This window comes from Methanofollis liminatans DSM 4140, assembly GCF_000275865.1.
In the GTDB taxonomy this organism is placed as follows: Archaea; Halobacteriota; Methanomicrobia; order Methanomicrobiales; family Methanofollaceae; genus Methanofollis; species Methanofollis liminatans.
The window spans coordinates 559,971-582,464 of the sequence record NZ_CM001555.1 but is presented as its reverse complement, the minus strand read 5'-3'; the positions used below and the strand labels follow the sequence as shown (position 1 = coordinate 582,464).

Genomic DNA, 22,494 nt, shown 5'->3' with positions numbered 1-22,494 from the left:
CAGCGGCGTTCCCGGGAATGGTGCATAGACCAGGAGCAGGCCGATGAAGAGGTGGACGAAGATCATCGCATATGCCCTCGGAGGGCTTGCGGCTATCGTCCTCGTACTGCTCCTCGCCGGTGCGGTGCTCTTCTATCAGGCGGCGACGCCGCAGGAGGGAAACACCGAGATCGCCGGCACCTATCGCTACGATGTCTCCCTCACCACCGACGCCGTCCTCAGAAACGTCACCCTGATCATTCCCCTGCCGGTGCATAACGACACCTCGGCCATCGGCGAGATCCTGAGCGAGAGCGGGGGCTATGGCGTCCCTGACGACTGGAACCTCTCGGTGCGCCGCCAGAACGGCACGCCGATGCTGGTGGTCGCCGCAGCTAATATTACCCCCATCTATGCACCCCTCCCGATCGCCGTCACCGCCGGGGAGGAGCCCGCCGGGGCGGTGAAGGTCACGTATTCGTCCGCATATTCAGACGCCACACCTATCCTCCTCCCCTATTCGTTCGGGGCGACGGTGGATGGAGGCAGCACGTATTATACAGCCGACCTGGACGCAGGGCCGATCGACACGAAGCACCCCCTCGATACCGAACCGGTGCTCGCCCCGAAGGGGAACCTCACGCCGGCGGCGGACGGGAGGAGGTACACCTATGACTGTCCGCTGTATCTCTCCTGCGACGCCCCCGCAACGGCAAACCTCACCCTATCCATCAGGTTCTCGGGGTCGAACGAGTGGTGGCTGCTCGGGTGGTCCTCGAATGCCTACACCGACCTGATCCTGGCGGAGATCCAGGGGGAAAATGGATGGCGAAGGGTCAGGGGGACGCTCTCCACCGGCGAAGGGAGGTATTTCCACGGGGACCCATCCCCATCGCCACGCTTTTTCTCCCTTCAGAGCGGAAAGGATCAGAATGATATCAGGTGACAGGCCCGTCATGGTCGTCCACGGCCCCGAACCCTTCGACAGGGGAGACGTAGGTCGCCTGCTGGATGCTCTCGGACCGTGCCGGGTCCTTGTCTCGGGAGTGATGGGACGGACCGCAGCCGAAGAGTCGGGGGTCGCCTGCGAATATTGCGGCGTCCCCCCGAGCATGGTCTTCGCCCACCTCACCGGGCCCGCCTTCCTCCTCAACCGGGGGAAGACGCCCGAGTCGGGAATGGTCTTCGGCGAGATCGTGGCCGGGAGGCTAAAGGGTGGCCCGGTCCATGTCGAATGCTCCTCTGAAACGGTTTTCTGCTGGAACGGCGGCGATCGGGCGCTTGCCGGAGACCTGGCCCGGGCGCTCGGCTACGACAGGGTCACGGCCACGGCGGCAGCCCGGCCCCGCGAGGCTGTCCGGACGATCCGCGGGTGCCTGCCCGGCGAACCGGTCTGCGTGAACGGGATCGTGATCGGCAGGGCGACGGCGGCAGAGGTCCTCCTCCGCGATGCCGGAGGAGAGGTCGAGGCAGTATCAGGGCTCGACGTCAAGCCCCACGGCCTCGAAAAACTCCACCGGACCGGCCGGATCGATCTCGCCGCCGCATGGTGCAAGAGCGGCCATATCAGGCAGAAGGCCCCGGCGCAGGTGACCGTCCCGGGAAAGAGCGGCAGGGTCGTCCTCCTCGACCACTGCGCCCACCGCTTCTATGACCTGGTGACACCGGCCACCTGCGGCGTCCTGGCGATCGGCGACGACACCACCACCGTCGCCGGGCATATCGCCGGCCACCTCGGCATCCCGGTCCTGGGCGTCACCGACGGAGACCCCGACGGTGTGGTTGGCGGGACCTTTCCCCCGGGATCACTCGTCCTGGAGGCGATCGCCGGGCGAGACGACGAGATCGGCCTCACGATCGCGGGGATGATTCCAGACCGGGAGACGGATTGGTCCTGCTGGGTCGATAACGTACTGGAGACGATGGGAAATTCGGTCCGTCCTGCCCTCGATCTCAGGTGAAGAACCATGATGCAGTGTGCCGAATGCAAGGGAAAACTCCTCTGCGGGCTCCCGAAATGCCCGATCATGAACAGGTTCCACGCCCAGGTGCGCACCGCCGCCCGGGGCGCCAGTTACATGGGCAGGGCCCCCTCCGTCTTCGTGGGGAGTTACGGTTACCCTGCCGTCTCGGCCGGCCCCCTGATGACCGCCGACCCGGACGCCCCACGGGTCTGGGTGGCACAGGGGCTCTCAATCGAGGATATCGTCGGGATCAGGGCGCAGACGATCAGGGGTTCGGCCGGTGTCGAGGTGGTCAGAGGAGAGATCCAGGAGATCGCCCTCTCGTCCACGCCCCTCGACGTCGAAGCGGCCTTCGAGCGTCCGGTAAGTTTCGACCTCAGGTTCGACGGCACCATCACGCCGGTCGGGCTCTCCGGCAGCATCAAGAAACTCGACCTGATCGACAACGCCCGCGTCAGTCGGAGCGTCGACCGGATCACCTCTGACACCGACCTTCCCGCGACCGCCGCCTGCACGGCCCTCGGCACCGAGGGGGTCGACGTCTACCAGATCTCGCAGCTGATGAGCGCCGGGCTCCTCGGAAAAAAACGGCGGATCGTCCCGACCAGGTGGGCGATCACGGCAGTGGACGATACCGTCGGCAATGGGCTGAAAGACCAGATCCGCCGCTTTTCTCCCCTCGGCGAGGTGGAGTTCTTCACCGCCACGCTCTACGGGAACACGATGGCGGTGATCCTGGTGCCGGGCGACTGGCGGTTCGAGATGATCGAGATCTGGGGGCGCCGGTCCCTCTGGGCAGGGGAGGAGGAGAGCATCGTCGCCGACGGGGAGGGGCTCAAAAAGCAGGGCTACTCCCCGATCGCAGGGGCGTATTATGCGGCGCGTCTGGCCGTCGCCGAATACCTTTCAAGGACCGGGAGGTCGGGGCGCGCTGTGGTCGTTCGGTACGCGGGCAGCGACTACTGGGCTCCGCTCGGTTCATGGGTGATCAGGGAGGCCACCAGGACGGCAATGCAGAACGGACCGGTGCGGTGCGAAAACCTGGATGCAGCAATGGCCCTGACCGACGCCGCCATCGGGCAGCGCGGATGGCGGCAGAAGAGCAGACTGATTCCAGAAATGATCACCCAGAAAACGCTTTTTGATTTTTAACCGGCTGGAGTCGAAAAGATAAAAAATATCAGTTTTCAGGGTGAAGAAAAAATATGCGCATTGCGGGGATTGCACTCCTCATATTCAGCCTGCTCATGCCCGCGGTCTCCGCAGCAAATTCCACGGCCATGCCGACAGGGCAGAGCGTCTCCACCATCGACCTCTTCCTCCTCTTTATCGGCGGGATCCTCTACTTCAACATCTTCGCCGTCGTCCTGTACCATGTCGTCAAAAGGGAGAAAAAATTCATCGGAAGGTCGCCGATCGTACGGATCGCCGGCATGCTCGCCGGCATCGGATCGGTCGCGCTGGGAAGCCTGTGCCTGATCTTCATCGTCATGGTGCTCCTCACCCAATTTATGGGTCTGACGCTCTTTGCATGGACAGAGGGCTTTTTCCTGTACCTCATCACCGATACGATCCCGCTGTACCTTCCGGCGCTGCGCCTCTCGATGACCACCGGGATCCTTCTTTTCGGGGCGGCAGGGACTGCATTTTTCCTTCTCGGGTCCATTCTCCTGGTGAATTTCGGGGGCTACGTCAGACAGTCCGAGGTGGCGATGCCGACCGGGAGCGGCTCTGTCAAGAAGAACGCCGCCGACAGACCGGACGAACCATTAAACCCGGTCCTCTCATTCAGGGTAGAGGACAGGCAGAGCAGGGAACCATCAGCCGATGTAAAGGTGGTCCTCAAGCACAGGGACGGCGTGCGGTTCCACACAAAATACACCAATTTCAACGGCGAGGTCACCTTCACCAACGTGGAGGGCTTCGGCTCGGAATATTACGCATACGTGGACGGGGACATCAGCAGACAGCACTACCGGGTCATACGAATTTGAGCTGGCGCTCGTAGCGCTCCAGCATCCCGTCCACCGTCTCCACTTCGTCCACACCCTTGTCCTCCCTGACCCTGACAAACCGCGGGAACCTGAGGGCATAGCCGCTCGCATAGGTCGGGCTCTTCTGGACCTCGGCATACCCGACCTCAAAGACGACCACTGGTTCGAGGACAACCTCCTTGCCCTTCTCGGCGATGACAAGGTCTTTGAGGAGGTCGTATATCGCCGCCAGGTCTTCGTCTGAAAGGCCGGTCGCCACCTTGCCGACCGGGAGGAGTTCTCCCTCCTGCTGGCATGCGAGCAGGAACGAGCCGAAGAGGCGGGCGCGGCGGCCCTCACCCCACTCGGCCCCGATGACGGCCAGGTCAAGGGTGTCGACGGCCGGCTTGATCTTGATCCAGTTCTTTCCCCGCACGCCAGGCGTATAGGCGGCGTCGAGCGTCTTGAGCATCACGCCCTCATGCCCGGCGTCCAGGGCGTCGGCATAGATCTCCTCCAGGCGGGAGACGTCGTCGCTCACCCACTGCGGGGCGAGGTATGCCGATGCCGTGCCTTCAAGGATCTTCCGGCGCTCGAAGAAGGGCCGGTCGATGATGGTATCGCCGTCGAGGTACAGGATGTCGAAGAGATGCGGGACGAGGTCGACCCTTCCGATCGCCTCTTCGACCTCGTGTTTCCGCCGAAAACGCTGGAGAACGAACTGGAACGGGCGCGGGCGGCCGTCTTTCACGGCGATCACCTCGCCGTCAACGATCACGTCGTGCGGGATCGCCCGGTCCAGGGCCTCGATGACGTCGGGGACCGCCCCGGTCACGTCCTCGAGTTTTCTGGAGTACATCCTGCACTCCTTTCCGACCTTGTGGAACTGGAAGCGGGTGCCGTCGTACTTGTACTCGACGGCCACGGCCCCGTGATCGGCCACCATCTCGCCGATCGTCCCCTGCTGGGCGAGCATCATCTTCACCGGGCGGAAGGGCTCGATCCGCACCGCACGCAACGCCTCTTCTCCCTGCCGGGCAAGGAGGGCGACCTCGCCGAGGTCGTTCAAGGCCTGGTGGGCGTGGGCGACCAGGGATGCGTCCACGGCAAAGGCGCGGGCGACGGCGTCCCTGACATTCCCTTCTCCGACGCCGATGCGCAGCTCTTCAAGGAGGAGACGGGAGAGGTAGCGCCCTTCGAGCGCCCCGGCGTTCCCGAGCAGCCCCTCGATGACCCTGAGTTTCTCCCGCTGCGAACGGCTGCCGTCGGTCGTGGCGATCCGCGTACAGTCCGCGTAGACGCCGGTGAGCGTCAGCGCTTCAGAGAAGAAAGAGGTCTGGGATTTCGTCGCCAGCAGACGCTCGACGGCGAGGCCTACGTCCCCGGTCTCGTTGACGGCGGCGACCACCGCCGCCTTCTTCCTGCCGGCAACATACCCGACCGCCTCGTACAGCAGGTTCGGCCCGATCCCGAGTTTCAACGGGCTCCAGTCAGGGAAGACCCTACCCATCACGAACCTGACGAAGACCGGAAGCTCGTCTTCTAAGAGGTGGGGAAGGACGGAGGCGACGATCTCGATCATCTCGAGCCGCCCGCTGATCCCCTCGATACGCTCGCAGATCAGGGAAAACTCAGCAAAATCCATATCAGATCCTCACCGTTGCCGAGATCCGGTCCTGGACGCCGACGACGAGGTCGATGCCGTCGAGGAAGAGGCCGAGGCCGTCCTCTGCAGAGTGAAGCGCCTTATCCCGGGTGTTGTTCACCTCGGAGAGGTGGGCGAGGATGACGGCCGTGAGGCCCCCGCCGATGTCCTTCAGGCAGGTGGCGGCGGCGGCGTTGGAGAGGTGGCCGTGCTTCGAGCGGATCCGTTTTTTGAGAAACTCCGGATAGGGCCCCTCCTCCAGCATCTGCGGGCAGTGGTTGCTCTCGAGGACGACGGCGTCGCAGCGGGCGAGCACCCGCTCGATTCCCGGGGTGACGATGCCGGTGTCCAGGCAGCACCCGAGGCTGACGTCTCCGTCCGCGAGCCGGTAGCCGCAGGGCTCGGCGGCGTCGTGGGCGGTCAGGAAGGGCGTGATCGAGAAGCCGCCGAGGTCCAGCGCATCCCCGGGAAAGGCGCGGATCAGGTCCACCGGCTTTGAAGAGGTGCGGGCCGAAGAAAACGCCCCCAGTGTCCCGGCGGTCCCGACGACCGGGACGCCGAGACGGCGGGCCAGGACGTCGACGCCCCTGATGTGGTCGATGTGCTCGTGGGTGACCAGGATCCCCCTGATGCGGCCTTCGTCGCAACCGGCGTCCGAGAGGCGTTTTTTTATCTCCTTTGCCGTGAGTCCGGCGTCGATGAGGAGCGCCCCCTCATCCCCTTCGACATAGATGCAGTTGCCCTTGCTCCCGCTCGCAAGGCTGGTGATCTTCATTGCAGAGAGGTTTGGGGTTACCCGGTATTCATGGTTCGTGTCGCACCGGCGAGATCGATAGAAATTAGTCGGCAGGGCAGGAAGAGATCATTGATGGGCGGCGAGGGCTGGATGGGGGCGACCGGGCTGGTCGTGGAAGGCGCGGGCGAGGCCGTGGACCGCCGGCGCATCAGGGAGGGCACAAACGCCTACTGTGTCCGCTCCCCTGACGGCACCTCCCTCCAGTTCGCCATGCCCCTCCTCGTCCCGCGCCCCCTGCCCGGCGGGATCGAACCCGGGGGCGCGGACGGTGCAGTCTGGGCGATCATCGAGGCGGTGAAGCGGGCGGCCGGGGCCGATACGCGCCTGCGCCCCCTCGGCGGCCTCGACACCGAACGGCCGGCGCGCTATGCGGCCGGGATCGAGCCGGTCACCCTGGTACACTCGGACGCCGCCGTCGGGTCTGACCTCTGGAAGCCGGACGAGGAGAACATCTTCCTGTCCGACGGCCTGCACTGCACCGTCAGGGGCGCCGTCCCCTATCCTGGCCCGCCCGGGGGCGGGGCGCCTCGAACTGTCGGGGAAAAGGTGGCGGCCCTCGCCGAAGGGATCGAGGAGGTGATGCGCCGCCTTCCCGCACGCGACCTTGCCGCCGCCGCAACACTCTCCCTCGACCAGAAACTCCTCAGAGCACGCCTGCCCTCGATGGGGCTCGTCTGCTTTATCGGCGACGGCACGCTCCCGGCACGATCGTACACCCGCTTCCGCCAGCACCACCGCGTGGCCGGGCCGAAAGAGGGCGTGCACATCCCCTTTCACTGCCCTGAAGAGATCGGGCCGACCGAGGTCGAGCTCCCGGCAAGCGACAGGGCGGTCACGGGCCTCGGGATCAGGCGGCGCGAGGTGTTCGCCGTCGCGGGCTCGAACGCGCAGGGAAAGACCACCCTCCTCAACGCCATCCGCGCCGGCGAGGACGACCATGCCGCAGGCGACGGCCGCGAGCTGATCGTCACGGTCAGGGGCGCACGCACGGCCGAGGCGGGCGGGCAGCACCTCAACGGCGCGGACGTGAGCCTCTTTTTTGGAAGCCTCCCGCCGGGCATGACCGGGACGCCGAAGGCGGCCTTCGGGCAGGGGAGCGGTTCGATGACGATGGCCGTGCAGGTGGGGACGGCCGTGCGGGAGGAGGCGCCGCTCCTGCTCATCGACGAGGACCGGGCGGCGGCAAACCTGCTGGTCAGGAGCACCCTCCAGGAGGAGGATGTAACACCTCTGGCGGAGATCCTGGCCGAACGGCCGGAAGCGCTTGGAAGCACCGCCTGCATCGTCGCCACCTCCTCGCTGGACCCCCTGATCGCCCGCGCCGACCGGATCATGGTGCTGCGGGGGCACGGCGCCGGGGCGATCACTCCTGCGGCCTTCAGGGCGGCATACCTGGAGTATCTCGAACAGTGCGCACGGATGGCGAAAAAAGATCAGGAGTGGTGAAGCCCGGGATCGCATCGCCACGCAGCCGAATACGGGACAGCCAGAGGGGCGGATTCTGCCGGACATTCACACCCGGCAAAAAGATACAGGAAAGATTATGCCCGGATCACGGTTCCGACCGCCTCCCCGCGGACGGCCCGCGTGATATTGCCGGGCACATGCCCGTTGACCACCTTTATCTCTTTGATATGCCGGGTATGGAGGAGGAGTTCGACCGCCTTTCTCTCAAGCACCATATCCTCCATGTCCATTTGAAGGAGTTCTTTTGCCGTGATCTCCGGGATCAGGTCGGCCTCGGGATTCGTCCTCGGGTCTGCGGTGAACTGGCCGTCGACATTCTTTGCGAGGATGCAGTTCTTCGCTCCCATCACTTCGGCGATGAGGACGGCGCCGGTGTCGGTCCGGTTCGGGGGGATCGACCCGATCTCAGCGGGCTGCTCGTAGAGCCCGTACGGGGGGGTGCCATGGGTCACCGGCAGAAGCCCCAGCGCCGTCAGGGTGGGGAGTTCGAGCAGATCATCGGTCTTGATCCGGACCCCGTTGTACTTCGAGAGGAGGACGGCCATCATGATCGCATTCTGTTCGCTGATCTTGCCGGCGAGTTCAGCGAGGACGCCGGTGGGCATGCCCAGGTTGATCCCGATGTCCATGATATGCCGCACCCGCCCCCCGCCGCCGGTCACCACAAGGATCTTCTCTCCCGCCCCTTTCAGGGCGCCGATCTCCTCGACTATGGGAAAGACCACATCCTTTCCATAGTCAATGGTGCCGTGACCGCCGAACTTGATCACGTTCAGGTAGGGCATGATCCTGATCTGCGGAATATCGTCGATCCGCCGCATCAGCCCCTTGCGAACCAGGGTCTCACCCCGCAGACCTGAGTCCAGTTCAAAGCGTTCCTTCGTCATGAGTCCACAGACAACCAATATATATGAAGATATATAGTAGTGTGCATCTGCCGGGAGCGGCCCGGTAGGGGGGGAAGTATGAAAATATACGTACGGGAGAGGCAGAAGGTCGGGGCCGGCGTCAAACAGCCCAAGTTCAGGGTGGTGGCCGTCACCGGCGGCAAGGGAGACGAGGCCCACCTGAAGGTCGAGGCGACGCACTTCAGGAAGACCGAGATCGAGCAGATCGCCGCCGATGTCGGGGCGCAGATTGTCTGGCTCGAGCCGATGCCTGAAGAAGAGCGCGGGAAGATGAAAGAAGAAGACTGAACAAAAAAAAGGGATGAAACACATCCCCTGCTTTTTCCTTGTTACCGGTGGATCAGGGTGCCGACCGCATCGCCGCGGACGGCCTTTGTGATATTTCCGGGCACATGCCCGTTGACCACCCTGATCTCGGTGATATGCTTGGTGTGGATGAGGAGTTCGACGGCCTTCTTCTCCAGCACCATGTCCTCCATATCCATCGCCAGGAGATCCTTCGCAGCGATCTCCGGGATGAAGTCTGCATCAGGATTGGCGAACGGGTCTGCGGTGAAGAGACCGTCGACGTTTTTTGCGAGGATGCAGTTCTTCGCACCCATCACTTCGGCCATGAGGACGGCGCCGGTGTCGGTCCGGTTCGGCGGGATCGACCCGATCTCGGCGGGCTGCTCGTAGAGCCCGTACGGCGGGGTGCCATGGGTCACCGGGAGGAGGCCGAGGGAGGTGAGGGTGGGAAGCTCGAGGAGATCCCCGGACTTCACCTGCGTGCCGCCATACCGGGAGAGGAGAAGAGACATCATCAGGGCGTTCTGCTCGCTGATCTTGCCGGCGAGTTCTGCAAGCACACCGGTGGGCATGCCCAGGTTGATCCCGATATCCATGATATGACGGACCCGCACGCCGCCGCCGGTCACGACGAGGAGTTTCTCGCCGGCATTCTTCAGGGCGCCGATCTCCTCTACAAGAGGAAAAACCACCTCGCGGCCGAAGTCCATCGTGCCGTGGCCGCCGATCTTCACCACGTTCAGGTCAGGCATAATCCTGATCTGCGGGATCTCGTCGATACGACGCATCAAGCCCTTTCGGACCAATGTTTCTCCCCGGAGACCGGACTGGAGTTCAAAGCGTTTCTCTTTGATGATATCACCTGGCTGACAAAATATATATAGTGGCTTGCATATAAGGAGGATCGTACCAATTGGTATATCAACTGAAAAACCAGGTGATACAGATGAAGATCTACGTCAGGGGAAGACAGAAAGTCGGCAGCGGTGTCAAGCAGCCCAAGTTCAGGGTGGTCGCCGTCACCGGCGGGAAAGAGGACGGCAATCACCTGAAGATCGAGGCGACCCACTTCAGAAAGGCCGAACTCGAACAGGTGGCGAAGGATGTCGGCGCCGAGATCATATATCTTGAGCCGATTCCGGAAGAAGAGAGGAGCGGGAAGAGGCGCGAGGACTGACCGCGCCATTTCTCTCTTTTCACACACATATCATTCTATTATGGCATCGCTTGGCAGAAACGAGATTTTCGACGCCGCCGTCAGGGTCATGCTCATGCAGGACCGCTGCGTCACCGTCCACTTCAGGGGTGAGGAGGGGGTGAGCATTCAGTTCCCGACCACGCGCCGCCTCGCCGAGCACCTGAAGGTTCCGCACTATTATGTGCTGCCCTATTTTGCAGAAATGGAAGAGAACGGCCTTATCAGACGGGTGGAGCGGGTCGGGATCTCGACCACGCCGGCAGGCACCGCAGTGCTCGTCTCCCTGATGGCATCCCGCTATACCGCCGAAGCAGAGAGGGTGCTCGGGAGCAGGATCTTCTCCGAACTGCTCAGCACTGTCAGGTCAAAAGACATGAACCGATGAGGCCTTGAAGGTGATCCAGACCTCATCACCCTCGGCGAGACCCAGGTCGACCACACCGCGCCGGGTGAGCACCACCACAAAGGGGATGCCTGCATCCACCGTGATCCGGACGACCGTGCCGTTGTCCGCGATCGTCTCTATCCTCCCCTTCAGTGAATTTTGAGCGCTCGAATCCAGGGGGGCGCGTGAGACCAGGATATCCTCGGGCCTGACGGTCGCCGTGGCCGTACCGTTCTCCGAACAGGTGGCAGAGACGATCCTGACGCCTTCGGCATCGATCTCACATAGCCCTCCCCTGCACACGCATGCACCGCGGAAGAGGTTCTCCACACCCACAAAATTTGCCACAAACTCGCAGTTCGGTTTCCTGAAGACCTCATGCGGTTCACCGACCTGCACGATCTCGCCGCCCCTGATCACGACCACGCGGTCGGCGAGGGAGAAGACCTCCTCGAAGTTGTGGGTGACATGGATCACCGTGATCCTGTAGAGGTCATGGAGGCGCCGCAACTCCTTCCTGAGTTTCTCGCGCGTCTGTCCGTCCAGGGCGCTCAGCGGTTCGTCGAGGAGCAGGAGTGCGGGCTCCATCACGACTGCACGGGCGATCGCCGCCCGCTGCTGCTCGCCGCCGGAGAGCGTCTCCGGGTGGCGGTGGAGGAGGTGGTCGATGCAGAGGAATCGGGCGGCATCGTTCACTTTCCGCTCGATCTCCGCCGGGTCCATCTTCCGGTTCCGCAGCCCGAACCCGATGTTCTCCGCCACCGTGAGGTGGGGGAAGAGCATGTAGTCCTGATAGACCATGCAGATGTTCCGCTCCCGCGGCAGCGCATTGGTGATGTCCCGGCCGTTCAGGACCACGCGGCCGGAGTCAGGGGGATAGATCCCGGCCAGCGTCTCGAGGAGGATCGTCTTTCCGGCACCGGTCGGCCCGATGATCACCAGGTATTCGCCGTCGTTCACCGTGAGGGAGGCGTCCTTCAGGACAAACTCCCCCATATCCTTGGATACGTTTTCAATCTCCAGCATTCTTCCCCCTCCTACAGGCGGGCGCTCCCGCCATACCGTTCAAAAACATAGAGCGATGCGATCGAGATGACGATCAGGATCGTCGCCGCCGAGATCGCCATCTCCAGTTCTCCGCAGGACATATTCAGGAACAGGGAGATCGGCAGCGTCTCGGTCTTCATCCGCGTCGCACCGGCGAGCATGAGCGCCGCTCCGAACTCGCCGATCCCCTTTGCCCAGGTGATCACGCCGCCGGCGATCAGACCGCTCGTCGCCATCGGCAGGGTGACGCGCCAGAGGGCCTGAACATCGGTGCACCCGAGGGTCTTTGCCACGTACTCGTAGCGGGGGCTGATCCCCTCGAAGGTGGAGCGCATGATCCTGAGCATGAACGGGAAGTTCACGAACACCTGTGCCACAATGATCCCGAGGGGGGTGAAGACGAAGACGAGACCGGCTTCAGCCAGCGCTTTTCCCACCGGCGTGGTCCCGAAGAAGAGGAGAAGGGCGACACCGGCGACAAGGGGCGGAAGGGCGAGCGGCAGGTCGATGACCGTGTTCACCGCATGTTTGCCGAAAAAATCGTATCTCGCAAGGGCATACGCCGACGGTACGGCGATCAGGATACAGATCGCGGTGGAGACCAGCGAGGTGACGAGCGAGAGGTAGATGGCAAACTGGATCTCCCGTGAGGCAAGAGAGGCGAGGATGGCGGCGGGAGGAGGATGGGTGACGACAAGGAGCATCAGGACGACGATGAAGAGGGTGAGCAGGGCGGCAACACCGATCGTCACCGCCTTCAGAGGCTCAGAAAACCTCACAGGTTCACCCGGCCGCGCTGCCTGAGGGCCTCCGGGGTGCTGTTCCATTCCTTGATATCGTCCACATGCTGCTCGTCCACCCACCCGCTCCTGACCTCATCGCGGTGGTCGAACTGGCGGACATAGGGCTTGATGTCGAGGAGCGGCGTGCCGTCCAGAACGTCCACACCGCAGATGTCGAGGAGGTTGCCGCGCACGCCCTTCAGTTCCACGATCGAGATCCCGATCGGGTTCGGGCGGTTGAAATGGCGGATTGCGAAGATCCCGCGCTCCTTCTGGACATCAAGGAACGGTTTCTGCCGGAGCATGGCGGCGTTTGCCCGGTCGAAGTGGTAGATGAGGATCAGGTGCGAGAACGACTCGAGATCCAGCAGCCCCTCCTCATACTCAGGGAAGACCTCGACGGTGCCGCATGCTGTGTTGAATATCCCCTGGATGGGGGTGTTCTCCTGCTCGGTAAAGGGCGTCCTGATGACGCCGATGGGCCGGTAGGTGACCGGTTGTCGTGTCGGATCGGTGGATTCCTGGTGCATGGTAAGACATCTCCATAAAAGAAAAAGGATGTGAGAGCGAAGACGTCAGCTCTCGTACTTCGGGTCAGGGTAGATGACATACCCGAATTTCTCAAAGACCGCCAGACCCTTATCCGAGGCGACGAAGTCGGCAAAAGCCTGTGCTTGAGCCGGATTCTCAGAGAAGGTCAGGGTACCGATGGGGATCACCTTGATATCGTTCTCTGCCTTCGGGATCTCGATGCGTTCCATTTTATCGGGCACATAGAGGTCGTACCAGATGACGCTTGCGTCCGCCGTTCCCATACTGACGTCGACTATCAGTTCGTTCACAGTCGCACGTTTCGCAACTGCATTGGCCGAAACTGTCTCCCAGAGGCCGCTCTTGTTCAGGAGTTTCTTCGTGGTCGCGCCGATGGCGGGACCGGTCGGGTCACCAATGACCACGCGGAGGTCAGGGCGGGCGAGGTCGGCGATGCCGGTCACGTTCTTCGGGTTGCCCTTCGCGACGGCGATGATCGGGATGTGGTAGACGAGTTTTTCCGAGGTGTTGATGAATCCCTTCTTCGCGGCCGACTCGATATAGGCGGTGGCGCCGGGCATGTAGAGATCGCCCTGCTTCACCAGTTCCATCTGGCTGAGGAGTTGGGCCGAACCGCCGAAGGTGAACTCGATCATCGTGCCGGTTTCGTTTTCATACATGGCGGCGATCTCCTCCATCGGTTCACGGATACCGGCGCCGCAGTAGACCATGAGCGTCGATTGTTCAGAAACCTGCGGTGTCGTCGACGTCTGGGTGGTACACCCGCAGATGGCGCAGGCAGCACCAACAACAAACATAAGTGCCAGAACAAGAGAGAGTATTCTCATAATAAAATCATTAATTAACATAGTTAATAAAAACATATGATTTAACTCGGTAGGGAGAAACCTTTCTCCGGGATCAGAACAGAAACGATCGTGGCGCCACAGGATGCATAGAGATGGCAGATGTAATGCAGGCAGAAGAAGAAAAGGGGCAACTCCCGCTCAAATTCTCCCTTGGTGAGGCCGCCGGATCGGTCGGGGACTTCGGGACGATCCTTCCCATCGTGCTCGGCGTCGCCCTGGTCTGCGAGGTGAACCTCGCGCACATCTTCCTCTTCTTCGCCCTCTGGTACGCGATCGCAGGCATCGTCTACCGCCTCCCGATCCCGATCGAACCCTTAAAAGCGGTCGGAGCGATCGCCATCGCCGAAGGGCTGACTGCAGGGGAGATCGCCGGCGCCGGCATGCTCATCGGCGTGATCTTCCTCGCCCTCGGCTGTTGCGGGAGCATGACCTGGCTGCAGAACCGGATCCCGGTGAGCGTGATCAGGGGCGTGCAGGCCGGCCTCGCCCTCATCCTGCTCAGGACATCGTTTGGCTTTCTCCAATCCGACCCGCTCTACGCAGGGATATCCGTTGCGATCGTTATCCTGTTCTTCATCGCCGCCATCCGCTGGAAGATCAACGATGTTTCCGCCCTCATCGTCCTCGCCATCGGCATTGGCGCAGGAATCCTGACGGCCGGCCTCCCCCATTTCGCGATGATCCCCATCCCCACCCTCGTCATACCCGGGATCGAAGACCTCGTCTATGCAGGGCTCTACCTCGTCCCCCCGCAGTTTCCCCTCACCCTCACCAACGCCATCCTGGCGACTTCGCTCCTCACCCTCGATCTCTTCAAGAGAGATGTCCCTCCAGACCGCCTCTCGCGCACGATCGGGATCATGAACCTGGTCTCGGTGCCCTTCGGTGGGTTTCCGATGTGCCACGGCGCCGGCGGCCTTGCCGCACAGCACCGCTTCGGCGCCCGCACCGGGGGGGCGAACGTGATCGCCGGGATCATCTTCCTGGGTTTCGCCTTCTTCTTCGCCTCCCCGCAGAGCCTCGCCCTCATCCCACTCGGCGTCTTCGGCGGACTGCTCATTTTTGCCGCCGTAGAACTCGCAAAACACAGCGTAAAGACCGATTCCTATCTTGTCACCGGCGCGATCGCCGCACTCACCATCCTGGCGAACATCACCGTCGCGTTTGTGGTCGGGCTCGCCCTGGCCTACGCGCTCCGGTGGCGGAAGGAGCAGCTCGATAGGCCGAAAAAATAGAGCGAGAGTGTTTGAAGGGGTTACGCCTCAGCGTCCTCGACGACGTGGACGGCGCTCGCCTTGAAAGAGATCCGCACCCGGCTCCCCTCGGCGATCCCCATCTCCCCGGCAGACTTCCAGGTGATGAGAACTGAAAAGGGAATGCCACACTCTACTGTAAGGCGCGTCAGCGGCCCAAAAGCGGTCATTCTGGCGATCGTGCCGTCGAGGACGTTGCGCGCGGAGATCTGCGACCCATCGACGAGGTGGAGGGTGATGTCCTCAGGCTTTATGCAGGCGCAGACGTTCCTCCCTGCAGAGAGGGGCGTGACGGCCCTGATGATCACACCGGCGGATTCGATCTCGGCGACGCCCTCCGACGTCCTGGCGATCCTGCCGGAGACGATGTTCTCGATCCCGACGAACCTGGCGACATGCTTGTTCTTCGGCAGGGCGAAGACCTCTCTCGGAGTGCCGACCTGCGAGAAGACGCCGTCCATCAACACGCCTATCCGGTGGGCGAGGCGCTGGCCCTGGAGCATATCGTGCGTGGAGATCACCACGGTCTGCCCGAAGTCGCGGTTGATCCGCAGCACCAGGTCCTCGATTACCGCCGTGGCCAGGGGGTCGAGGTTCGCCGTCGGTTCGTCCATCAGGAGTACGGCAGGATCGGTCACCAGCGCCCGCGCAAGGGCGACCCGCTGCATCTCCCCGCCCGAGAGTGTCTTCGCCCGCCGCTTTTCATAGCCGGAGAGCCCGATCACCTCGAGCGCATCGGCGATCTTCTTCTGGATCTCGCGTTCTGGCACATGGCGCATCCGCAGACCGATGGCGATGTTGTCGTAGACGCTCTCGTTGAAGGCGGCGGGCTTCTGGAAGACCATCGCCATCATACGCCTGATTTCGAGGGTACGCCATCGATCGGCATGGATATCGGTGCCGTCGACGATGATGCGCCCCCCGTCAGGGATTTCGAGCAGGTTGATCATACGCAGGAGGGTGGACTTCCCCGAGCCCGAGGGGCCGATGATCGCGAAGATCTCGCCGTCCTGGATCGTTGCGCTTACATCTCTCAGGACGACCTTCTCCCCGAAATTCTTTGATACGTGCTCTATTTCGATCATGGTTCACCGCTGCTGGAAGAGGGTCACGCCGGTGTTCACGATGAGGGCGATCGCAAGGAGAATGATCCCGAGGGCGATGGAGGTGCCGATCTCCCACTGCGAGGTATTCAGGGAGATCGCCGTCGTCAGCACGCGGGTGCGGTGGGCGATGTTCCCGCCGATGAGAATGGCGGCCCCGACCTCGGAGATCGCCCGGCCGAAACCGACGACGACCGCCGCAAAGATCGCAAACCGCGCCTCCCTGACGATCGAGGTGAGGAACTGGAGGCGGGTGGCGCCAAGGGAGATGATCGTATCCCTGATCGTCTCTTCCACGCCGGACAGGGCCGAGATCGTCAGTCCAACCATGATGGGGAGGATCAGGACGGTCTGGGCCAGGATCATCGCCTGCGGCGTGAAGAGAATGCCGGTGAACCCGAGCGGGCCGTGGCGGGTGATGAGCAGGAAGATGAGCAGACCGACGATGACCGTCGGGAGGGAGTAGAGCGTCTGGATCAGGTTGATGAGCACCTTTTTCCCGGGGAACTCAGTGAACTTGATCGCCGACCCCACCGGGAGAGCAACCGCGGTGGCGGCGCATGTCGCCGTCAGGGATACAACGAGCGAAAGAACTGTAATTTCCATGACGTCCGGATCCATCGAGACGATCAGCTGGATCGCCTCCATCAGCCCATCGATAATATAGCCCAACTTCACCACCCCGGTAATCGATACAGAAAAAGAAGGGATAAGGGAAAAAACCAGCGGCTTCAGACCACCGGGTCTTCCACCTCGGACTGGTTCACACCCATCACTTCCCAGTTGCCTGCGGCCGGGAAGAAGAGAGGTTCACCGTACTGAACGACGCCGAACTCCTCGATCGTCTTCTGGGTCGACGAAGAGGTCAGATAGTTGATCCAGTCCTTTGCAAGGGTCGAGTTCACGCCCGGGTGCTTCTCGGGGTTGATCCGCATCACCGAGTAGACGTTGAGCAGGATGTCGCCCTCAGAGACCGCCGGCACAAGGGCGGTCTTGTCCTTGTAGGTGAGGTAGGTGCCGATGTCGGAGAGGGTGTAGGCGGCCTTCTCGTCTGCCATCACCAGGGTGGCACCCATGCCGGTGCCGGCCTCGATGTACCACTCGCCCGAGTTCGTGATATCGGTCGTGTAGTTGAATCCGTCCTTCGCCCAGATCACCTTCTCCTTTGCATGGGTGCCGGAGTTGTCGCCGCGGGAGACGAACTTCACGTTCTCAGGGTCTGCAAGACCCTTCTCGCGGATGGTGGTGAACGCCTCTTCAGGGGTCATACCCTTGATAGCTGCCGGGTCCGACTCCGGGCCGACGATCACGAAGTAGTTGTAGGCGATGACGCGGCGGTCGATGCCGTGGCCGTTCGCGAGGAAGGCGTCCTCGCGCACGCGGTCGTGGACCATCATCACGTCGACGTCGCCGTTCTCTCCGTAGCCGAGCGCCGTGCCCGTGCCGGCAGAGATGATATCGACCTTTGCATTATACTCCTTCTCGAACGGCGCCTTCAGGGCGTCGAGGAGTCCGGTGTCGTAAAGGCTCGTCGTCGTGGCAATCAGCAGCGTCTGCGTCTCGGCCGGAGCGGAGGTCGTCGGGGTCGGCGTCGCCTCTCCACCCGGAGAACCGGTGCAGCCTGCAGCCATGGCCGCGGCGACCATGACAACTGCGATCAGTATCAAAATACTTTTTTTCATGGTATCGTAAATGTCACAATACCAACTATTAAATAATTTGCTCGGCGCCTTGAGCAAGTTCAATGGATCCATTTAACATGGTCTCCCCGACCCATGATACGAAGGTTTATTAATTTCGGGGCAATATCGAGTGCATCTGATCACCCCCGAGGATAATCATGGAAAAAATGGGAAAAAACGCTGAAAAAATCATGTACGCCCTTGTCGGCGGTATAATGCGTCAGTACACAGGAAAAGAACTCAGTGCCATGACCGCCCTCCCACCAAATGAGGTGAACACGGCGGTCAGGGAGCTGGAAAGAATGGGAGCGGTGGACCTCCACATCCGCGCCTCGTCAGAACCCTACCTCTTCACTTCGGTCGCCCTCACGGCAAAGGGCAGAGTGATCTTCCAGGAGACGAAGATGCCCGGGTGCGACACCTGAAAATCTCTCAATCTCTTATGTTCACGAAAACTCCATATACATATTCTTTTCCGATATCCAGATTTTTGTGCTCGGATTCGGCCGGGAGCGAGGCCCTGAAACTGACCGGGGCATCATAGATGGTATCGGAGACGCTCCGGTACGGCAGACCCACCGAACGGACCTCGTCAACCGATTCAGGCACGAAGCCCCCGGCCTCCTCGACGGTGTTGTAGGCGAAGAAGGTGGCGATCACAGGAACGCCGTTCCGGGCGATCGCCGCACCCTTCGGATCGATGATGAGCGTGAGATAGACACCGGTGCCGTCGCTCATTTCGGATGCCGTCAGAGTGATTGCCATAGGGGAGAGGCGGGGATCGGAGACGATCACCGGACTGTCCACGGGCTCTGGTGTGGGCGACGGCGGGATGGTGGCCTCAGGAGTCACGGTCTCCCCGCCGCCAGGTGAGGATGCGCAGCCCGCAGCAAGGGCGGTCAGGAAGATCAGGATCACCAGAGATGCCGTCCTGGATGGATACATGAACGCGAATGCACCGCCCTGCCTTATTAGGGTTCCTTCGCCGCCGGTGCACCAACCGAACTGTAATATAAGAGCGGGGGAGAGTATAGTGTGTTGTTTGCCATGGCGGAAAATGAGTACAGGACGGCAACGGTCGGGGATCGGGAGGTGCCCTACGACCCTGAACAGCTGCGCAAGATCCAGGAGCACCCCTGCTATTCGGAGACAGCCTGCCACACCTTCGGGCGCTGCCACCTGCCGGTGGCCCCGCACTGCAACATCCAGTGCAACTACTGCGTGCGGGACTTCGACTGCGTGAACGAGAGCCGACCGGGCGTCACCTCAAAGGTCCTCTCCCCGCAGGAAACGATAGAACTGGTCAGAAAGGTGATCCAGGACTACCCCTACGTGAAGGTGATCGGGATCGCCGGGCCCGGCGAACCCCTCGCAAACCCGGAAACTTTCGAGACCCTGAGGCTGGTCCACGAGGAGTTCCCCCACCTGATCATGTGCATCTCAACGAACGGCCTCCTGCTCCCTGAGAAGATCGATGAACTCCAGAAATACGGCGTCGGCAACGTGACCGTCACGCTCAATGCCGTCGATCCGGCCGTCGGCGAGAAGATCTACTCGTTCGTGAACTACCATGGCAAGCATTACACCGGCCGGGAAGCTGCCGAGATCCTCCTGAAAAATCAGCTCGAGGGGATCAGGATGGCCGTCGAGAGAAAGATGTTCGTGAAGGTGAACTGCGTCTATATTCCCGGGGTCAACGATGACCATATCGTCGATATCGCAAAGAAAGTAGGTGAAATGGGCGCGTTCTCCTTCAACCTCATCCCGCTGATCCCGCAGTACAAGTTCGCCGAGGTCGTGCCGCCGACTGCTGCGGAGAAAAAAGCGATGCAGGATCGGTGCGCCCCTTATATCAAGCAGATGCGCCACTGCGCCCGCTGCCGTTCGGACGCGATCGGCAAACTGGGGCAGGACGTCCAGGCCAACGTCTACTCAGGCTGCAGCAGGAAATAAAACAATCCTCTTTTTTAATGGAAAAAGCACTCAGGCTCGGCCCGGGCAATCCGTTCAACCTTGACGCCACCCTTGGCTGCGGGCAGGCGTTCCGGTGGGAGAAGGTTGACGGAACCTGGTACGGCGTCGCCGGCGATCATGCGATCGGGATCAGGCAGGACGGGGAGAGACTTCTCTTTTCCGGTGCCGACGAACCATTCATCCGCCGCTACTTCGCCCTCGACCTCGATCTCCCGGCGATCCTCTCTTCGGTCGACCGCGACCCCCGGATCCACGCGGCGATCGGGCGCTGCCCGGGACTGCGCATCCTGCGGCAAGAGCCCTTCGAGACCCTGATCTCGTATATCTGCGCCACAAACACCAATATTCCGACGATAAAAAAGCGCATCGCCCTGATTGCCGAACGCTACGGCAGGCGCCTGCCGGGCGGTGTCAGCGCCTTTCCCGACGCTGCAGCCCTCGCCCCCTGTAGCGAGGGCGAGATGCGGGGGTGCGTGCTCGGCTATCGGGCGCCATACGCCTGCGCCACGGCGGCGCTCTGCGCAGAGGATCCGGGATGGGCGGAGAGGGTCGCTGCCCTTCCCTACGGGGAGGCGAGGCGTGAACTCCTCAGGTTCCCGGGCGTCGGCCCGAAGGCCGCCGACTGCATTCTCCTCTTCGCCTTCGAGAAATACGAGGCCTTTCCGGTGGACGTGCACATCAGGCGGATGATGCGCCGCCACTACCTGCCTGACCTCCCGGAAGACAAAACCATGACCTGCCGCGAATACGACCTGATCGCCGGGTTTGCGCGGGAGCACTTCGGGGCATATGCCGGGTGGGCGCAGGAGTACCTCTTCTGCGTGCGGGAAGAGGAGCAGCCCTGAGGGAACAGATCAAAACCTCTGGTAACGATTCTGATGCACAGCGGCACGCCGACCGGGTCACGGCCCCATTGAGTTGCAGGACATATTCCTCCACCGAGTATTCTGCAGGATCCGCGTTCTTCTGCTCTGGCGAAGAAACCCGAAGATCTTTGGGCGGGGGATACCCGCTCACCTCACCGTTGGCGATACAGAGATGCACGTTCATTATGCTGACAGCCCCCGTTCCTCCAGGAGAGGATCTTCCCGGAGATGGGAGAGAGCAATACCGATCCCCTGCGTTTCATCCTATCAGATCGGTTCCCGGGCCCTTCACACATGCCCGATCTCAGTGTAGTTCGATATCTCCGAGTTCGCGGTGCAGAGATCCCGGGTTGAGAGGGCATGGACATCGTCGTGGCCGGTGAGGCGCGCGAAATCCCTGAGTTCAGCCGTAGAGACCCGCAGGAAATTCTCCAGCTGCCGGGCCGAGATGTCGATCCGCAGCCGCTCCCTGAGCAGGGGATCCTGCGTGGTCACCCCCACGGGGCACTTCCCCGTGTTGCAGAGGCGGTACTGCTGGCATGCACAGGCCATCAGGGCTGCGGTCCCGATCGCCACGGCGTCGGCACCCATGGCGATAGCCTTTGCAAAGTCAGACGACACTCGCAGGCCCCCGGTGATCACCAGCGAGACGTCCTCGACGCCGTGCCGGTCCAGGAACTTCCTGGCCCTGTAGAGGGCAAACGGAGTTGGTACTGAGGTGGCGTCCTTGATAAAGAGGGGGCTGGCCGCGGTCGCTCCCGGCCGGCCGTCAATGGTGATAAAGTCGGGTCCTGCCGCAACGGCGACCGCCATATCGGCCTCGATCTGCCCGGCCGCCAGTTTGATCCCGATTGGCCTGCCTCCTGTCGCCTCCCTGAGATCAGAAACGATCTTTTTCAGGCTGCCGGCATCTCTTATCTCCTCGAAACGGGCAGGGCTGGCGATGTCAACCCCTGGTGGGAAACCCCGGATCGCTGCGATCTCCTCGGTGACCTTCTCCGCAGGGAGATGGGCGCCCATCCCGGGCTTTGTGGACTGCCCGATCTTGAGCTCGACAGCATCCACACGCCGCAGGTTTTCCGGGGTTGCGCTGTAACGGTTCGGGACATATTCAAAAATGTAGCGGTACGAGGCCTCAAGGGATTCCTCCAGGATCCCTCCCTCACCCGAGCACATGGCGGTTCCCACTGCGGCGCTCCCTCTGGCCAGGGCCACCTTTATCTCCCTGGAAAGGGCCCCAAAGGACATATGAGTGATGTAGATGGGGGTTTCAATTACAAGGGGGTGATCGGCTCCAGGCCCGATCACAGTCCTGGTGTTCACCGGTTCACCGTCGTTGAGAGGAAGGCGGGCAAGCTGCGCACCCATGATCAGGATATCGTCCCAGGATATGACCGGCCGGCGGGTGCGCATCGGTTCGACGATCGATTCACCTGTCGCGGCGATACGGTGGATCCTGGCCATCTGAACCTCAAGGTCGTCATTCTCGCGTTTCCACCCCCCGAGGTAGCCCTCCACATACCCACGCCCCATATGGGAGACGGTGATCCTGTGTTCGGCGCCGCAGACAGGGCAGATGATCGTCTGCTCCGACACCTTCACCTGCTGGTCCTCCAGCGGCTTCAGGTGGGAGTGGTTAGAGCGGCAGATGGGGCACTGCCAATCGTCAGGAAAATCTCCAGGTTTCGTACCCGGGGGGATGCCGGTCACAGAGTCACCCCTGGCGGGATCGTACTCGAAGACCTGACAGACATTACACCGATATCTCACCATTTCGACACCTT

Annotated in this window: 25 protein-coding genes; 12 read left to right on the top strand and 13 right to left on the bottom strand. The window is 62.0% G+C overall.

What is annotated here, in order from left to right; all coding sequences use genetic code 11:
- The first annotated feature begins 43 nt into the window (after positions 1–43).
- The 4 genes from METLI_RS02830 to METLI_RS02815 are packed head-to-tail and all read left to right on the top strand — an operon-like array spanning position 44 to position 3,937.
- Complete coding sequence (locus METLI_RS02830) at positions 44–925, top strand: hypothetical protein (protein WP_004037831.1); 882 nt, start codon at positions 44–46, stop codon at positions 923–925.
- Positions 912–1,940, top strand: a complete 1,029-nt coding sequence (locus tag METLI_RS02825) for a DUF2117 domain-containing protein (protein WP_004037830.1) — start codon at positions 912–914, stop codon at positions 1,938–1,940. Before METLI_RS02830 ends, METLI_RS02825 begins: the two co-directional genes overlap by 14 nt.
- 6 nt (positions 1,941–1,946) lie before the next feature.
- Positions 1,947–3,095: an Nre family DNA repair protein gene (locus METLI_RS02820; RefSeq protein ID WP_004037829.1), complete on the top strand. Its 1,149-nt coding sequence runs from the start codon at positions 1,947–1,949 to the stop codon at positions 3,093–3,095.
- A gap of 53 nt (positions 3,096–3,148) precedes the next feature.
- Complete coding sequence (locus METLI_RS02815; protein ID WP_004037828.1) at positions 3,149–3,937, top strand: hypothetical protein; 789 nt, start codon at positions 3,149–3,151, stop codon at positions 3,935–3,937.
- On the opposite strand, the gene METLI_RS02810 is transcribed toward METLI_RS02815, so the two are convergent.
- Together METLI_RS02810 and METLI_RS02805 are read right to left on the bottom strand one after the other, a co-directional pair.
- Complete coding sequence (locus METLI_RS02810) at positions 3,924–5,561, bottom strand: ATP-dependent DNA ligase (protein ID WP_004037827.1); 1,638 nt, start codon at positions 5,559–5,561, stop codon at positions 3,924–3,926. The genes METLI_RS02815 and METLI_RS02810 overlap by 14 nt on opposite strands.
- Position 5,562: 1 nt before the next feature.
- Positions 5,563–6,336 (bottom strand): MBL fold metallo-hydrolase, encoded by a 774-nt coding sequence (locus tag METLI_RS02805; RefSeq protein WP_004037826.1) that lies wholly within the window; start codon positions 6,334–6,336, stop codon positions 5,563–5,565.
- 30 nt (positions 6,337–6,366) lie between these two features.
- Here METLI_RS02805 and METLI_RS02800 point away from each other — a divergent pair, with 30 nt between their 5' ends.
- On the top strand, positions 6,367–7,803 hold the full coding sequence (locus METLI_RS02800) for a P-loop domain-containing protein (RefSeq protein WP_157203193.1): 1,437 nt from the start codon (positions 6,367–6,369) through the stop codon (positions 7,801–7,803).
- A gap of 95 nt (positions 7,804–7,898) precedes the next feature.
- Here the strand turns inward: METLI_RS02800 and METLI_RS02795 are convergent, their stop codons facing one another.
- Positions 7,899–8,711: an amino acid kinase family protein gene (locus METLI_RS02795; RefSeq protein ID WP_004037824.1), complete on the bottom strand. Its 813-nt coding sequence runs from the start codon at positions 8,709–8,711 to the stop codon at positions 7,899–7,901.
- A gap of 78 nt (positions 8,712–8,789) precedes the next feature.
- On the opposite strand from METLI_RS02795, the gene METLI_RS02790 reads away from it, so the two are divergent.
- Positions 8,790–9,020: a hypothetical protein gene (locus METLI_RS02790; RefSeq protein ID WP_004037823.1), complete on the top strand. Its 231-nt coding sequence runs from the start codon at positions 8,790–8,792 to the stop codon at positions 9,018–9,020.
- A 41-nt stretch (positions 9,021–9,061) separates the two neighbouring features.
- Here METLI_RS02790 and METLI_RS02785 read toward each other — a convergent pair whose 3' ends face one another.
- Positions 9,062–9,874, bottom strand: coding sequence for an amino acid kinase family protein (locus METLI_RS02785; protein ID WP_004037821.1), 813 nt, complete (start codon positions 9,872–9,874; stop codon positions 9,062–9,064).
- A gap of 92 nt (positions 9,875–9,966) precedes the next feature.
- Between METLI_RS02785 and METLI_RS02780 the strand changes: the two genes are divergently transcribed.
- Positions 9,967–10,197 (top strand): hypothetical protein, encoded by a 231-nt coding sequence (locus METLI_RS02780; protein WP_004037819.1) that lies wholly within the window; start codon positions 9,967–9,969, stop codon positions 10,195–10,197.
- A 40-nt stretch (positions 10,198–10,237) separates the two neighbouring features.
- Positions 10,238–10,603 carry a hypothetical protein gene (locus tag METLI_RS02775; protein ID WP_004037817.1) on the top strand — a complete coding sequence of 122 codons (366 nt, stop codon included), beginning with the start codon at positions 10,238–10,240 and terminating at the stop codon, positions 10,601–10,603.
- Here METLI_RS02775 and wtpC read toward each other — a convergent pair.
- The 4 genes from wtpC to modA are packed head-to-tail and all read right to left on the bottom strand — an operon-like array spanning position 10,583 to position 13,811.
- A complete protein-coding gene (wtpC, locus tag METLI_RS02770; RefSeq protein WP_004037816.1) occupies positions 10,583–11,629 on the bottom strand; it encodes a tungstate ABC transporter ATP-binding protein WtpC in 1,047 nt (348 codons plus the stop codon). The genes METLI_RS02775 and wtpC overlap by 21 nt on opposite strands.
- A gap of 11 nt (positions 11,630–11,640) precedes the next feature.
- Positions 11,641–12,477, bottom strand: a complete 837-nt coding sequence (locus METLI_RS02765; RefSeq protein ID WP_004037813.1) for an ABC transporter permease — start codon at positions 12,475–12,477, stop codon at positions 11,641–11,643.
- Positions 12,426–12,962 (bottom strand): tRNA (N6-threonylcarbamoyladenosine(37)-N6)-methyltransferase TrmO, encoded by a 537-nt coding sequence (gene tsaA, locus METLI_RS02760; RefSeq protein WP_004037811.1) that lies wholly within the window; start codon positions 12,960–12,962, stop codon positions 12,426–12,428. Before tsaA ends, METLI_RS02765 begins: the two co-directional genes overlap by 52 nt.
- 45 nt (positions 12,963–13,007) lie before the next feature.
- A complete protein-coding gene (modA, locus tag METLI_RS02755; protein ID WP_004037809.1) occupies positions 13,008–13,811 on the bottom strand; it encodes a molybdate ABC transporter substrate-binding protein in 804 nt (267 codons plus the stop codon).
- Between the two features lie 113 nt (positions 13,812–13,924).
- Here modA and METLI_RS02750 point away from each other — a divergent pair, with 113 nt between their 5' ends.
- The gene (locus METLI_RS02750) at positions 13,925–15,067 is read left to right on the top strand and encodes a putative sulfate/molybdate transporter (protein WP_004037807.1); all 1,143 of its coding nucleotides are present in this window, start codon (positions 13,925–13,927) and stop codon (positions 15,065–15,067) included.
- Positions 15,068–15,087: 20 nt separating this feature from the next.
- Here the strand turns inward: METLI_RS02750 and METLI_RS02745 are convergent, their stop codons facing one another.
- From METLI_RS02745 to METLI_RS02735, 3 genes are read right to left on the bottom strand one after another with little or no spacing between them, the layout of a single operon-like run.
- Positions 15,088–16,170 carry an ABC transporter ATP-binding protein gene (locus METLI_RS02745; RefSeq protein WP_004037805.1) on the bottom strand — a complete coding sequence of 361 codons (1,083 nt, stop codon included), beginning with the start codon at positions 16,168–16,170 and terminating at the stop codon, positions 15,088–15,090.
- A 3-nt stretch (positions 16,171–16,173) separates the two neighbouring features.
- The gene (locus METLI_RS02740) at positions 16,174–16,869 is read right to left on the bottom strand and encodes an ABC transporter permease (RefSeq protein WP_004037804.1); all 696 of its coding nucleotides are present in this window, start codon (positions 16,867–16,869) and stop codon (positions 16,174–16,176) included.
- Positions 16,870–16,919: 50 nt separating this feature from the next.
- The gene (locus METLI_RS02735; protein ID WP_245529393.1) at positions 16,920–17,855 is read right to left on the bottom strand and encodes a substrate-binding domain-containing protein; all 936 of its coding nucleotides are present in this window, start codon (positions 17,853–17,855) and stop codon (positions 16,920–16,922) included.
- A 173-nt stretch (positions 17,856–18,028) separates the two neighbouring features.
- Between METLI_RS02735 and METLI_RS02730 the strand changes: the two genes are divergently transcribed.
- Positions 18,029–18,295, top strand: coding sequence for a hypothetical protein (locus tag METLI_RS02730; protein ID WP_004037802.1), 267 nt, complete (start codon positions 18,029–18,031; stop codon positions 18,293–18,295).
- Positions 18,296–18,302: 7 nt separating this feature from the next.
- Here the strand turns inward: METLI_RS02730 and METLI_RS02725 are convergent, their stop codons facing one another.
- A complete protein-coding gene (locus METLI_RS02725; RefSeq protein WP_004037801.1) occupies positions 18,303–18,815 on the bottom strand; it encodes a YajG family lipoprotein in 513 nt (170 codons plus the stop codon).
- 102 nt (positions 18,816–18,917) lie between these two features.
- On the opposite strand from METLI_RS02725, the gene nifB reads away from it, so the two are divergent.
- Both nifB and METLI_RS02715 read left to right on the top strand, forming a co-directional pair.
- The gene (nifB, locus tag METLI_RS02720; RefSeq protein WP_004037800.1) at positions 18,918–19,823 is read left to right on the top strand and encodes a nitrogenase cofactor biosynthesis protein NifB; all 906 of its coding nucleotides are present in this window, start codon (positions 18,918–18,920) and stop codon (positions 19,821–19,823) included.
- Between the two features lie 17 nt (positions 19,824–19,840).
- A complete protein-coding gene (locus METLI_RS02715) occupies positions 19,841–20,689 on the top strand; it encodes a DNA-3-methyladenine glycosylase family protein (protein ID WP_004037799.1) in 849 nt (282 codons plus the stop codon).
- A 309-nt stretch (positions 20,690–20,998) separates the two neighbouring features.
- Here METLI_RS02715 and METLI_RS02710 read toward each other — a convergent pair whose 3' ends face one another.
- On the bottom strand, positions 20,999–22,483 hold the full coding sequence (locus tag METLI_RS02710) for a glutamate synthase-related protein (RefSeq protein WP_004037798.1): 1,485 nt from the start codon (positions 22,481–22,483) through the stop codon (positions 20,999–21,001).
- Positions 22,484–22,494: the final 11 nt, after the last annotated feature.